The following is a 13,434-nucleotide window of genomic DNA, read 5'->3' on the forward strand; positions in this document are numbered from 1 at the left end:
ATTCAAGCTTGGTTCGACGACAGGACGTTCACCGAATCCTATCGCCGACTGCGGGCGAGCATGCCCAAAACGATCCCGCAAAGTTGGCATGGATCACGGATCCACACTTCGATCACGCCAAACTAGATACATGGCGAAACTGGGCGGATGAATTACTCGGCCATGATCCCACGGCTTTGATCATGACGGGCGACCTTTCCGAAGGAGACGACGTTTCCTATCAGCTACGCTGTCTCGCTGAAACGTTCGCTCGGCCCATCTATTTTGTCTTGGGAAACCATGACTTCTATGGAAAATCCATTGGCGAAACTCGCCGGCGGATGATCGAGCTATGTCGCAACAACGAACACCTGCATTACCTGACCGACACGGGGCCGATATCGGTCGCCAAGAACTGCGTGCTCTTGGGCGACGACGGATGGGGTGACGCAACACGTGGCAACTACGCTGGTTCCATCGTCCGGCTCAACGACTTCGCCTTGATCGAAGATTTCCGCACGACCGACCCCAGTTTGTGGCAAGGGATGCTACAGCGGGAAGGCCAGCAATCCGCCGATCGCCTTCGCCAGAAGCTAGACGGATTGCCCCGATCGATCGAACACGTTTTGATCGCCACCCATGTACCGCCTTTCCGCGAAGCCTGCTGGTACGAAGGGCACACAACTAACGACGACTGGGCACCGTTCTTCGTTTGCGGGGCCACAGGCGATGTGCTGATGCAAGCAGCAACGGCCAACCCACACCGCATGCATACGGTATTGTGCGGCCACACCCATCACGACGGCGATGCCGAATTACAGCCAAACCTGATTGTTCACACCGGTTATTCGCGATACGGGACACTGGATATTGAATCCCTAATCACGGTTGATTCGGCTGGATTTTCGGTTCCGCGGACGATGGATCCTCACGCGGCAGATCCCCGGGGCACAGATGCGACCGATTCCGGCTCCGCCTAAATATCGCTCGGTGAATAACCTCACTGGCGTCCCACGGCTGCTTTCATTGGGGCTCAATTACCTCAATGACAAACCACCAGTGATTTGCTAAAACACGCATCGCCTCATCCGCCCTCGTAGCTCAGCTGGATAGAGCAGCTCATTCCTAACGAGCAGGTCACAGGTTCGAATCCTGTCGAGGGTGCTAGCGGTCCGACAATGCTGAAATAACACAAGCAATTGACGACCTCACCGAGGCGACTTCCGCACAGATCGCGGTGGCTATTGTGGAGGTGCGAATTTCAGCACCGGATCCGCTAGTACGACATGATCGAATCCGTCGAAACCATCGTGATCTGTCGTAACGATTGTTAGAAACCGATCGGTTGCTGATAACGAGGCCTGCAGCTTCACGTTGCCATCCGCGCGAGTCAGATCAAGCCGACTCGCTTTCCGCTGGCCGTCCACAAAGACCTGCACATCGGCGCTAAACTTCTTTGAGTTCAGCCACTTCTGATTGTCCTGTGTTTCCTTCGAATTATCCAGATTGCACACCGTGCAAATGAACTGGGCTGGGTCCCCGACGGATTCCCGAATCGCATCCAAATCAAAGGTGATCCCTGCGTTGGAATGCAAACCAATCAAACCGGTCTCACATTGCTGCAACCGGTCGCTGACCCGTTTGAGCGTCAGCGTTCCCCAATAGTCATCGCGAGCAACCAACGTTGAGTTGCCCTCCACCTTACGTCGCGACCAAATCGGCCCCCAGGTTCGCCCTGTACACGCCGGCAGTTCGATCTTGCCCCCCTTAGAGCAATACTGAACCGGTTCCGCCATCGCGGGCGGGATAAACACGCCATCGACATACGGATGCCACGACGTCAACTGAAACCCCTGATGCAAACGGTTACCAGGACCATCCACACGCAACCACGGTCCCCGGTCAGCCGAACCGGTATCCGGTGCGATCACACCCGCCAAACCAAACTGGCCAGCCGATGAAGCGCTCACCAAATCCACCAAACTGATCTCGTTCAACGACTTGTTAACCCGATCCGGGAAATGACGAATGAACTGATCACCGTTGGTCGGATGACTTGGAGCCACAACTCCGCCCATTTCCACGCGGGCCGACATTCCATCGGATAGTGCAAGCCAGTTGGTTGGTTCAGACGAATCCACCTGAACCTGACCATCAAAGATATGGACGTCCGTTCCAGCCTCGTCGTCGACGGCGACTCCAAATTCAGTTCCCAAATCCAATACTTGCGCGGAAGGCGTCGTCAGCAAAAAATCGCTGTCATCAATCTTCCCTGTCAAACTTCCGTATTCCAAGCGTCCTGACCGCTCGCCGGTCGTCGCAAAGGTGCAAGGACCTTCCAACAGAAACTCCGCACCGGTGAAGTACCGCAAGCGAACCAAACCGGAAGCAATCCTCAACCGATCGTCACAACGTGTTCGCAATAAGAAATCTGGAGCAGCGCTATTGTCACTCCAAACGACATCGTCCGACAGACTCACCACCTTGGCGACATACAATTGTGTCGAAACCGCCTGGGTCACGTCGGGCAAGTGATGAACCGTGTGATCCAAAGTGACAAGCGGAGAACTTCCGGTTGAGAACCACCTCGGGTTACGCAGGGCCTGAAGCGAAACCAGCACCAGGATCCCTGCGGCGACCGCCACCAACCAATACGGTACCTTCGCCTGATGGATCAGTTTTCCTTGCTGGATCAGTTTCCTTCGAGCACGGGTGACACGAGAAGGCTGCACAGCAGACGCTTCTGGCACTGCGTCGTGACTCGGCCCTAGTAAGCCGGCTAAGACATCCGCATGGTTCCCGGCGTCGTGAAGGCCGAGATCCGAAGCACCAGTCGATCGTTCGCTCAACGATTCCGACAAGTTGATCGCCTTGATGTACTCAAGTCGTGCTTCCTCGTCAGACAGCAATATCTGCTGCAGCCGATCGAAGTCCTCGGGGGAAATATTTTGGTCAATTGCTCGAAAGATGAGCGACCGAATTTCACGCTTCACTGAAGTGCCTCGACTGCTGTTTTCTGAGTGATGCAATCCATTAGCAAACTGCGAAGCCCATTCAACCTGCTGTAGAGTTTTCTCGCTTTCAACCCTTTCTCCTTCGCAATCTTGGCGATCGAATCACCTGATACATGCACGCTTAAAATCAATCGTTCTGAATCCTTTTCCATCTGCTGCAGGCAATACGAAAGCGCCTGCCGCTGTGTTTCCCATTGGTCGCAATTGGCGACAGCGGTATCAGCGATCATCCCCAGCACTTTTTCATCAAAAGAAAGCCGGTCTCGAGCCCGATCTCTACGCCACGACATCGCCTTGAACCTCGCGATCACACACGCCCAGCGAATGAAGTCAACGGAATCCTTTTCCTGATCCCCATCTTCAAATTGCTCGTACTTGTTCCAGCACTCCAGCGCCGTGTCCTGCACGACATCATCCACGCCATCACCGCTAGGAAGTTGCGAACGGACGAACCGCCGAATCATCAGCTCGTTTCGAGACAAATGCTCCACAAATTGACGGTACCTGGCTTCGCGACACTTCGCACCAGCTGCTCCAGCACCCGTTTTTGCTGGCTGCGCAGCAGCGGGTCGTGACGCACCGGCATCAGCTAAGTTCGGCTTCAGGTTGTTAGAGTCTGTCATGCATGGGGCCTCTAAGTAGCTATTCCACCTATCTGCTTTTTTACCACCGAATTGTCCCAACTTTTGGAAGCCGGACGCAAACAAGCACAAACAGGTGTTCAGCCGCAGCCATCGCGCTGAAACTGCCCCAGGACCCTCGCATCGCTAGGAGGCATCCATTCTAGAGGCGAGTCGCCGATGCATAGGTAGATTGCAGCACCCCAAAAAACTAGGGCGGATCGTATCCGCCGGGGTTCCAGGGATGACAGCGGCTGATCCGCCGCACCGCCGCCCAGCCGCCTCGTAGGACGCCGTGCTTACGGATCGCACCAATCGCGTATGCGCTGCATGTTGGCGAGAAGCGACAATTTGGCCCCAGCATCGGACTAATCAATACCTGGTACGATCGAATGAATCCGATTAGAACCCAGCCTACCGATGCGGACAGCCATCCCCGGCGTCGCGGAGGCTCATTTTCACATTGCTCTTCTTCCATCCCGCTATCGTCCCATGAATCAACCCGAAACTGAACCCGTCCGCCGCCTCTCGGTCGTCACCACGAAAACCGATCATACCCTGATTAACGACAGTGCCTTCATCGCTCCGTGCGCGACGGTCCTGGGCGAGGTGGTCATGGGCGAAGGTGTTAGCGTTTGGTTCGGTGCGGTGATGCGTGGTGATACCGAGCGGATCGAAATCGGCGCACGATCCAACGTCCAAGACAAGTGTGTGCTGCACTGCGACCCAGGCAAACCGTGCATCATTGGCGAGGGCGTCACCATCGGCCACAGCGCGGTCGTCCACGGAGCAACGGTGGAAGACGGAGCCCTGATCGGAATCGGAGCCATCATCCTGAACGGAGCCAAGATTGGACGTGGTGCGATTATCGGTGCCGGTGCTCTGGTAACCGAAAACACCGAAATCCCGGCGGGCATGCTAGCGGTGGGCAGCCCCGCGAAACCGATCAAGCCGGTCAGCGAGGCGCTCGCAAAACGCTGTGAAGAAAACTCCGCCCACTACGTCAAGCTAGGACAGGAGTACAAACGCCAGTTTCAAGCTGGCTGAGTTTGGCCCAGACACGCCACGCGTGCGTGCGTGAACTTTGACGGGATGCAGTGAGCACTTGCTTCGAAACTGCACCCAATAAGAGACCGCTTCTACTTCGAGGCCGCTTTGACCGCTGCGACGATCTCACTTGGCTCGGCGCGATGCTTGTAGTCAGCATCCAAGAAAGCGTAAGTAATCTCGCCATTGGTGTTGATCACGTAGGTCGCCGAAAGTGGCAACTCCGACGCGGTATTGCCGTTGTATTCAAGCAAACGAGGAGCATAACCGTCGGCGATCGAATCAGGCAGTTCGAAGACAATCCCGTACTTCCGCGCGAGTTGGTTGTCCTTGTCATGAGCGGCCACAATCGCCAAATCATTCGCCTCGGCTGTTTCCTTCGCCTTGGCTGGCAACTCCGGTGAAACAACAATCAACCTTGCCCCGGCTTGATCCAGGTTATCAAGTTGCTTTTGCATCGCCCGCAACTGGATGTTGCAGTACGGGCACCAACCGCCGCGATACCACATCAACACGATCGGACCTTCCTGCCACGCGTCGCTCAACCGGATCGTGTCGCCCTTCCATGTTGGCAACAAACCATCCGCAGCTTGATCGCCGACCTGTTTCGCCGAAGATTCAATGCCGGTTGCTTTGACGACTTCAATCGCAGCTTTGTACTTGACCAACTTGTCCGCTGGAATTCGCTTGCTAGCTCCTGCTGCGAGCGCCTCAAGCTGGGCTTTCATAGAAGCTCCTTGAGGCACCGCATGGTCATCCGCACGGACGGATTGCCCGACGCAGGCGAGACCAGCCAACAACATGCCAAGAGACAGTTTCAAACGCATAACAAGATCTTTCAAAGGGAAGAGTGGATGCAATGGAGGCATCGCATCATGGTTTTCAATGGGTGAAATTGAGACCCCTGAAAGGTTTTCCCGCTGACCTTGTCATCAAGATGACGAAGACGGCCGACTAGCCGCGAACGGGCATACGCACCACGTTGCCATCGACAACGTCGAGACTCTCGATCGCAGTAACGGCTCCACTCGCGGCACCCTCAGTTGCCTCATGAGTCATGATGACCAATGGCACCGTCAACCCGTCAAGCTGGCTGCTGTCGACTTCGGAATCTTCATGCTGAATTACCGACGAAATCGAAATCGAGTGTTTCGCCAGGGCCCCGGTAATCGCCGCTAGGGTACCAGGATGGTTGGCTACACGAAGCCGCAAGTAGTATCGGCCCCGTAGTTTCGAGGCGTCGCGCTGGACGGTACGGGCGGGACGATCCTTCGAAAAATATTCCAGCGTCTGGAAAGTGATCGGCGTTCGCCCCACAGCCGTATCGATCACATCGGCAACAACTGCCGATGCCGTCGGCATCTGACCGGCACCCAGTCCATGATAGAAAACAGGCCCCACGGCATCGCCTACCACGCGAATGGCATTGAACGCGTCTCGAACCTCGGCCATCGGCGTGCCCTTGCGAACCAAGGTGGGGCCGACGGACAACTCCAACTCGCCATCGACCAATCGAGCCGTCGCGAGCAATTTGATCCGGTAGCCGAGCTGTCCCGCATAACTCAAATCATCGGGATCCAGACCATCGATGCCTGATCGTGGAATGTCTCGCCAATCCACCGTCGCACCAAACGCCAAGTGTGAAAGGATAGCTAGCTTCTGGGCGGCATCGGTGCCATCGACATCCATCGCGGGATCCGCCTCGGCGTACCCCAGGTCCTGAGCGACCTTGACGGTTTCCTCGTAACCGACACCCTTTTCGTCCATTTGGGAAACGATGAAATTGCTCGTCCCGTTCAAAATCCCTTCCAGCGACAAAATCTGGTTAGCCGATAGGCACTGGCTCACATTGGCAATAATCGGAATGCCCCCCGCGACCGCGGCCTCAAACGCGATACTGCGTCCTAGCTCACGGGCCCGCGTGAACAGCTCGCCGCCATGCTCAGCCAACAAAGCTTTATTGGCGGTAACAATGTCCTTGCCAGCTTCCATCGCTCGCAGCATGATTTCGCGAGCTGGACTCAGTCCGCCCATTAGCTGTATCACGACGTCAATCGACGGGTCATTCAAGACCTCGTCAATCGAATCCGTCAGAACCCCGTCCGGCAGATCGATCCCACGAGGCTTTTTCAAATCTCGCACAACCGCTTTGGACAACCAGATCGTCTTGCCAGCATGGCGGGCGGTACGGTCACCATGGTCGATCAATAGTTGAGCCACACCGGCACCGACGGTTCCCATGCCAATGATCGCGACGTTGGTTCGGTCGGAAGAAGTAGCAGCCATGTTGAAAATTGGGGTTCTCGGAATGCGAAAAATTCAAAAATACGGTCAGTAAGCCAAGCTGAAATGGTAGCCCGACAGAAGGATTTCGGGCACCCGGCTAGAACCGACCAATCTTGATCGAGGCGATACGCCAACGGGCACCAAGGCCCCAGCCGAAACGTCACACTTTTGACTGACGCGGGCGCCCCGCCCAAATCCAATACCGATCAAGCCAGTCCCTATCGCGGCTAGATCATGGATGCCGACTCAGCCAAGTCGAGAACGAACCTTCCGTTAATTCGGTCGCCTTAGAAGGCGGAAAGGCAAAGTCGGCACCGGCATAAGGCAATGCGAATTGACAGAAAGCCTAACGGGCCACGCCGGTCGCGATTCTTGCCTGATTGGCGAGCTGCCAATAGATTTGAGATTGAAAATCTCGTGAAATCAGCGTGTCTCGCTGGCTCGCGGGCAACCGCGACAGCAGCACGTCGAACAGATCCCGAAGCATCGGCTCACTGTCACCGTAGTAGCTGTGTCCAAGCAAACTAAGATCGATTCCTGAAACGTCAATCGTGTCGACACCCTTCACAACGACCAAATGGTCCCCAGTCTCACCGGCGCGAGGATAACCGTGGACCTGCTTCGATGCGATCAAAGCTTGATCACTCGACGAGGCATACAAAGTCACGTGCTTGGCGACTTGGGTCAGGGCGGGAGCGAGATCCTTTCGGAACAAATCCGCATCGACATCCGGCGCCGCTAAGACCACACGATCGAACAACGGAGCTTCCTCGCGGTGCGTCAATGCTAGCTGCTGCAGCGCCGACGTCATCGCCCGGTTGCCCATGCTATGAGCGACTACATGGATCGACTTCGCACCACTCTGCTGAACCAATTCATCTAAGAACTCTTTTAAGTGCCCGACAGTCCAGGCAACATTGTTTTCGTCGATCGGGTAACCCAACAGCGTGCCCTGGCTAGGCCAGCTATAGCAAATGGGAACGCCCTGGAACGGCAGGTCAACTGCGATTTGTGCGGTGCGGTGGACCGCGGATTCAAAGTCAACGTTGTAACCATGAATGAAAACCAACAAGTCCGGTTGTTTCGATGCAGATAGCTCTGACTTCAACTGCCGATGAAATCGATCGCTCGGCAATGGCTCGACACTTGTCAAAACGATGTGTTTGGCTTGATCCTCGTTGACTTCAAACTTAAGCAAACTGGGCCGCTCGACGGTCCCGCGAGTGTGCTTATTGGGAATGGTGACTTCGCAAACGCCCCGCACCAAGTCGCCTCGAGCAGCGGAATAAGCCACGCCCGTTTTTTCGATGCCAGCGTTGCCCGATACAAATGTCGCAATGGCCGCAATCGACATCGCAACCGTTAAACCACCGGTCAGCACCATGGCAGCTCGGTGCCGCAACACACAGGCGATTAGCAAGAAGAATGCTGCCAGTCCGCCACCGAACCCTAGTGCACTAATCCACTGCCGCTGACCAGTCAGATGAAAGTCGGCCAAACTGAGAGCCGCTTGTTCGCGATCAGTGGCGTAGAAAACGTTTACGGTTTGAAAAGCGGACTCATCGGTTTCCGACTCGTCGTCCAGTGCCAGTGCATCAGGCCCAGTTTCCGAAGTGGCCGTCGACATTGCCGTACTCGCTGGGTCGACATCAGCCGGATCCATTCCAGCGGGCATGTTTATCGCGGCGGGTGCCCGGACCGGTGTCCGTTCGTCTGGAACGATCATCCCGGCGGATGCGCCTCCTACTGAAGCAGACGGACTGGCTGGCAATCGATTAGGCTCGATAGTGGACGCTGGGGAGCGGTGGGTCAAACCGGATGAGGCTGCCGAGGATCCCTTCGGACGAGCACTCGGGGCCCGCATCGCCTGAGCCTGAAGCTGTCCAAAACGATCGTCGCTGCCATGTTGCAGCGATTCAGCGTACTCGGGTTCAGCGTACCGGAATTCGGTGGAGTGCGTCCCGGCGGAACTCGGGCCAGTGGAACTAGGACCGGAGGCCCCCGCACCAGAAGCTTGACCGTATGCGACGTCTAGCTCAGCCTCGACTGCCTGGGCGGTTCCGTAATCTCTAACGCCGTAATCCGGTGAATCATACTGAATCGACTCGGGAAGCCGAATTTCATCGACGATCACCTCACGCTCTCGCGATGCCGACGCGTTCTCGGCCATTGATGATTCAGGTTTTCCTGAACAGCCAACTCCTAGAACACCGACCAACACGAGCGAGATTGGCCCAACAAATCGTACGGCCAGGGTGTAGCGAAAATCCATTTTCAACTCCTGCGTGTCTTCATGACTCTAGGATCACCAACGTTTCAGTCCGCCGATGACCGCCTCACGGCTGTCGTCTAATCAGCGACACATTCGCTTGTACGGGATAGCACCACCCGAAGTCGATGGCGATACCACGATCAACAGCAGCCCTATCGCGGGTCTAACGCTAGCCCAACCCCGGGCCTAGCGGCAGCCACCAACCGAAAAACCCGCTAAACGACTACGGAATCGAGACTTTTCCCCAAAACGGGCGACGACGATCCGCTCGTCGCCGGACATCTTCCAACATCGTCTCGAACTCGCCGTCGAACCGAAAATCCGAACGTCGGCTGCGGTACCGGATCGCGATCGGTTCACCAAAATCCACGGGCATCTCGGGCGTTAACCAAATCGTGAACGCGTTAGCCGGTGCCTGGGATATCCGCACTTCGTTATTAGCACCGATGACCGCCGAAACCGTGGCCCGCTTGACCTTCTTAGACCACAGAATGGGATCCATATAGGTTTCCGGCAACGATTGATCCCATTCCAGCCACCAAAAGAATCGATCGTTCTCACGCATGGTGATCAAGTCAAGCTCGTCGGGAATCTTCGCCCGTTTATGGAGTGGCGTGGACATCCACTCAAAGATCCGGTCGCTCTCTTCGTAAAAGAACTCCTTCCCGCGCCCACGATACAAGACAAACATCGCATCATGTTTGTAGGTCATGTAGTCGTCGTAAACGGCGCCATTGCGTTTCAGTGGTCGACCATCCTTTTCGCCCATCACGATGTACACCGGCATGTGGACCGCGTTGGCGTCATAGTGCAACAGGGTCTTATCGGGCTCCGCTCCAATCGCGATCATGCCCGCCCACATATCTGGATGTGAAAGCGAAATGTCCCAAGCGGCCGATCCGCCCGCCCCGTGCCCGGCGATAAACACACGATCGGCGTCAATCGAAAACCGCCGCATGGCGCTACGCAAGCTCCGCAAAACCGCATCATGCTCGCGAGGTGTGTACTCATACGAACGCTGCCCCCCGCGTGTCCATCGAGGTGCCACGACGATAAATCCGTGACGTGCCGCTTGCCCCAGACGCGCCGCTCTGGGCCGCGGTTGATTGGCTTCAGCCGCCTCAACATTATCGGCCGACTGAGCATCATCAACAGTCGCCTCCGCTTGCAAGAAACGGTTGGTCGCGACACCAGCCCACCAATTCAACTGAGTTTCCGCCGGTGCGCCAGCGGCGTGCAACGCGACCACGCAAGGATAAGACCGCAAAGGATCGTACTCCGGCGGAAGCTGGACAACGTACGACGGCGGTAATAGCTCGCGTGGATCTGCAGCTTGTGCAGCGGCATAGTCATCCGTGTTCAACCCGACGTGGAACATGTCTTGCACCTCTTCGTCAGCGACCACGTCGATTGGCATCGGATGCCCATTCAACATCGGTCGCGTCGGCGCCTCCGCGTCCACTGGGGCCGGATTGATCGAGGTGTGAATATCGATCGCGACCTGGCTTGCCAACGGCGGAGGGATTAACGGTAATAGTTGTGCAATTGTCTCAGCCCGAGCAGCTTCAAGCGGCTTCAGACGCTCCATGATTTGCTGACGGGCTGTCGCATCAGGGTGCGCCAAGTATTGCTGCACCAGATGCCGCACCTGAATCACCGACAAGGCCAGCTTCAGGTTGGTTTCGCCGGACCCGTTGCCTTGAATCCAGCCAGCAATCGCCAACGCAATACGCTGGTGAGCGGGAATGTTCGCATTCGTCCCTGCTCGAATGAAGTCACTTAACCGCGATAGCGTATTCGCCGACAAATTTGCCGCGATCTCCTGAACAATGGGCGTGACCATCCCTTGCTGGTCAGGTGGCAGTTGTTGCACCAGATCCTTCAACTGTGAAATCGCTTCGTCTCGTTGTTGGCGAACGCGATCGATCTCACCAATTTCGTCCTCCACCCGCAATCGAGTCACTCGGCCGACGCGACCCAACGGGAACTGCCTCAGAATCGTTTCCGCCAAATTAGGCTGACCCGACTCGCGACGCAGCTTCGCCTGCTCGATTAGCTGGATAGCCTGGCGTTCCACCAAAGCGGTCAGTTGGGTCCGCAACTGGGCCTGTTCCGGGAACTGATCCAAGATGGACTCAAGCTCGCGACGGGCGTCACCGTACCGTTCAGCCTCAATAAAAAAGCGAACGGTTTCGAGTCGCTCGTCTGGATTGTTTTGGTCCAAGCGTTTTCGGAAGATCCGCAACAAGGATGGCGTATCGATCGACTGCGTCGCCAGTCGCATGTCCAGCCGAATCGAACGATCAGCCTTCAAACCTTCCAGTCGGGCATACCGAGCGGTCAACTCCGTCAGCCCCTGATGAACAACGGTCGGCGACCCATCGACGCCACGTACCGTCATTTGTCGCCGGCCGTAAGCGTTCAATGGCGTCACACCGAGGATCTGTCCAATCGCCCCGACTTCATCGCCGCCATCAGGAACCGGCTGAGCTAGTTCAATTCGCAATCCCAGATCCGGAACTTCGACCGGCTCGTTGTTAACCATGCCGCGACGATGGATATAAGTCCGACGCAACCCATCATCCACCATCCAGATCGGCCGGTTTTGGACACCGCCATCCGCCCCTAGCGAAAACGCATTTTCGTTCAGCGTGGCAATTTCGAGATAGATTCCCCGCAAGGTCAAACCGTTGCGTAGCGGTATCAATTTTTCCGCTTGTGTTTGCACACATACAAAGATCGCGAGCAAGCTAATCAGTACTCGGGCCGCCATGGTTGACCTGCCAATCATGAGGGGCCTGTGAGTTATGAAAGAGACTGAACTTCTGAACTTGCCAAACCGTCGAGGACCCCAGGCATCGTCGAGGGAACCTCATCGAACGGAATCAACAACTCATTTGAACTTGGTCCGGGAAGCGTTGCATCGTCGGTGTCCGAGGTGCAGGTAAACAGCAAAGCAACGTTACGGAAAGTTCGCCCCAGCGGTGCGACACCTTCTTGAAGTTGATCGACAACACCCACGGTGTGCCCCATCCAAGTACCGATCGGCAATTGCTCGATCTGCGCAACACTCCACTCTTGTCGCGAAAACGCTTGCAGCGACTGAACCTGCAACTGCGCCGAAGCATCGGACAAGGATTCGCTAGGTGATGTCGATGTGGGTGATGTCGTCAGCCAACAAGCCAAACTCAAAATCGACGCAACCGAAGTTGCCGCCATCCGCCGGGCTACCGACGGCCAGCGAGACGAACGCTGTGCCGCCGCGACCACTCGCTCACCCGAGACAACGGTATCGCGGACCGCTTCATCGCCGACGCCAGCGGTGGACGCTCGTTCGGCAGCGACCGCATCGCGACGCTCCAAAGAATCCTGCATCGACATACGGGCGCGGTGCACCCAAGTCTTAATGGTTCCCTCGGAACGGCCCAACTCTTCCGCCGCTTCGGTATAAGTCAGGTCGTGGCGGTGCACCAATTCGAAAGCGTGACGATAGTTATCCGGCAGCGTCTCAAGTGCCAACTCAACCTGCTCCTTCATGCTGCAACGTGCTGCGACCCCCGGCTCTTGATCGGCCAGCGACAACGGACCGGCTTCGTCAAGCGAATCCACACACGTCTCGCGGTTCCGCTTCGACAATAGCGTCCGACAACGGTTACCCGCGATCGAGACCAACCACGGTTCAATCGGCCGGTTGGAATCCCAGCGGTGCAGTGACGAAGTCGCTCGCCGAAACGTTTCCTGAGTCACGTCTTCAGCGTCATGGTGATTCCGCAACAATCGCAAGCAAACGCGAAAGACCATTCCGCGGTGCCTCTGAAAAAGCTCTGCAACAGCTGGACCTCGATCGGATGTCCCAGCGAACTCACCCAACGACGCTATGGATGTGAACGTCGCGATGGATTCGGTCGAAGCATTCATCGGGTCGTCCTTGATAATGAGGAAGCGTGGCACTGACTTAGATAAGTGGAAACCGTCAGCCCACGTTCATTCAAACAATGGAGCTGTCGATGCCGGTTCCGCCAAGCGGACTGATTGTGTTGTCGTGACTGGGCGAATATTCGCGATCGAGCGTGACCTGACAACACGCGTCAATGACGATGGAACCGGCTTCCAGCATTCTAGCACACCGAAACAGCCCCAAAACACGAATAAGGCACCCGACTAAGTGTATCGGACACCCCGGATTATCATGCAAGGTGAACCATTTGATATTCGC

Annotated in this window: 11 protein-coding genes and 1 tRNA gene; 3 read left to right on the forward strand and 9 right to left on the reverse strand. The window is 56.2% G+C overall.

The window, feature by feature from the left end; genetic code table 11:
- The first annotated feature begins 8 nt into the window (after positions 1–8).
- Positions 9–959 carry a metallophosphoesterase family protein gene (locus ACR3ZL_RS19335; protein ID WP_473651457.1) on the forward strand — a complete coding sequence of 317 codons (951 nt, stop codon included), beginning with the start codon at positions 9–11 and terminating at the stop codon, positions 957–959.
- Between the two features lie 110 nt (positions 960–1,069).
- A tRNA-Arg gene (locus ACR3ZL_RS19340) sits at positions 1,070–1,143 on the forward strand.
- Positions 1,144–1,220: 77 nt separating this feature from the next.
- Here the strand turns inward: ACR3ZL_RS19340 and ACR3ZL_RS19345 are convergent.
- The 3 genes from ACR3ZL_RS19345 to yidD form a co-directional block, all read right to left on the reverse strand.
- Positions 1,221–2,972: a hypothetical protein gene (locus tag ACR3ZL_RS19345; protein ID WP_473651456.1), complete on the reverse strand. Its 1,752-nt coding sequence runs from the start codon at positions 2,970–2,972 to the stop codon at positions 1,221–1,223.
- The gene (locus tag ACR3ZL_RS19350) at positions 2,969–3,616 is read right to left on the reverse strand and encodes a sigma factor (protein ID WP_473651455.1); all 648 of its coding nucleotides are present in this window, start codon (positions 3,614–3,616) and stop codon (positions 2,969–2,971) included. Before ACR3ZL_RS19350 ends, ACR3ZL_RS19345 begins: the two co-directional genes overlap by 4 nt.
- A 208-nt stretch (positions 3,617–3,824) precedes the next feature.
- Positions 3,825–4,091, reverse strand: coding sequence for a membrane protein insertion efficiency factor YidD (gene yidD / locus ACR3ZL_RS19355; RefSeq protein ID WP_473651454.1), 267 nt, complete (start codon positions 4,089–4,091; stop codon positions 3,825–3,827).
- 14 nt (positions 4,092–4,105) lie between these two features.
- Here yidD and ACR3ZL_RS19360 point away from each other — a divergent pair, with 14 nt between their 5' ends.
- Positions 4,106–4,660, forward strand: coding sequence for a gamma carbonic anhydrase family protein (locus ACR3ZL_RS19360; protein ID WP_473651452.1), 555 nt, complete (start codon positions 4,106–4,108; stop codon positions 4,658–4,660).
- A gap of 92 nt (positions 4,661–4,752) precedes the next feature.
- Here ACR3ZL_RS19360 and ACR3ZL_RS19365 read toward each other — a convergent pair whose 3' ends face one another.
- From ACR3ZL_RS19365 to ACR3ZL_RS19390, 6 genes are all read right to left on the reverse strand, one after another.
- Complete coding sequence (locus ACR3ZL_RS19365) at positions 4,753–5,487, reverse strand: peroxiredoxin-like family protein (protein ID WP_473651451.1); 735 nt, start codon at positions 5,485–5,487, stop codon at positions 4,753–4,755.
- A gap of 127 nt (positions 5,488–5,614) precedes the next feature.
- The gene (locus tag ACR3ZL_RS19370) at positions 5,615–6,946 is read right to left on the reverse strand and encodes a homoserine dehydrogenase (RefSeq protein WP_473651450.1); all 1,332 of its coding nucleotides are present in this window, start codon (positions 6,944–6,946) and stop codon (positions 5,615–5,617) included.
- A gap of 346 nt (positions 6,947–7,292) precedes the next feature.
- Positions 7,293–9,218, reverse strand: coding sequence for an alpha/beta hydrolase (locus tag ACR3ZL_RS19375; protein ID WP_473651449.1), 1,926 nt, complete (start codon positions 9,216–9,218; stop codon positions 7,293–7,295).
- 223 nt (positions 9,219–9,441) lie between these two features.
- Positions 9,442–11,991 carry a carboxylesterase family protein gene (locus tag ACR3ZL_RS19380; protein WP_486172896.1) on the reverse strand — a complete coding sequence of 850 codons (2,550 nt, stop codon included), beginning with the start codon at positions 11,989–11,991 and terminating at the stop codon, positions 9,442–9,444.
- Positions 11,992–12,023: 32 nt separating this feature from the next.
- The gene (locus ACR3ZL_RS19385; RefSeq protein ID WP_473651447.1) at positions 12,024–13,136 is read right to left on the reverse strand and encodes an RNA polymerase sigma factor; all 1,113 of its coding nucleotides are present in this window, start codon (positions 13,134–13,136) and stop codon (positions 12,024–12,026) included.
- A 70-nt stretch (positions 13,137–13,206) separates the two neighbouring features.
- A complete protein-coding gene (locus ACR3ZL_RS19390; protein ID WP_473651446.1) occupies positions 13,207–13,335 on the reverse strand; it encodes a hypothetical protein in 129 nt (42 codons plus the stop codon).
- Positions 13,336–13,434: the final 99 nt, after the last annotated feature.

The sequence above is a fragment of the Rhodopirellula sp. J20-39 genome (genome assembly GCF_057365095.1).

Excerpts from the sequence above, each read along its gene's own strand:
- ACR3ZL_RS19380 (WP_486172896.1), bottom strand. The coding sequence starts at position 11,991 with ATGGCGGCCCGAGTACTGATTAGCTTGCTCGCGATCTTTGTATGTGTG.
- ACR3ZL_RS19365 (WP_473651451.1), bottom strand. The coding sequence starts at position 5,487 with ATGCGTTTGAAACTGTCTCTTGGCATGTTGTTGGCTGGTCTCGCCTGC.
- ACR3ZL_RS19350 (WP_473651455.1), bottom strand. The coding sequence starts at position 3,616 with ATGACAGACTCTAACAACCTGAAGCCGAACTTAGCTGATGCCGGTGCG.
- ACR3ZL_RS19375 (WP_473651449.1), bottom strand. The coding sequence starts at position 9,218 with ATGGATTTTCGCTACACCCTGGCCGTACGATTTGTTGGGCCAATCTCG.
- ACR3ZL_RS19360 (WP_473651452.1), top strand. The coding sequence starts at position 4,106 with ATGAATCAACCCGAAACTGAACCCGTCCGCCGCCTCTCGGTCGTCACC.
- yidD (WP_473651454.1), bottom strand. The coding sequence starts at position 4,091 with ATGGAAGAAGAGCAATGTGAAAATGAGCCTCCGCGACGCCGGGGATGG.
- ACR3ZL_RS19370 (WP_473651450.1), bottom strand. The coding sequence starts at position 6,946 with ATGGCTGCTACTTCTTCCGACCGAACCAACGTCGCGATCATTGGCATG.
- ACR3ZL_RS19390 (WP_473651446.1), bottom strand. The coding sequence starts at position 13,335 with ATGCTGGAAGCCGGTTCCATCGTCATTGACGCGTGTTGTCAGGTCACG.
- ACR3ZL_RS19385 (WP_473651447.1), bottom strand. The coding sequence starts at position 13,136 with ATGAATGCTTCGACCGAATCCATCGCGACGTTCACATCCATAGCGTCG.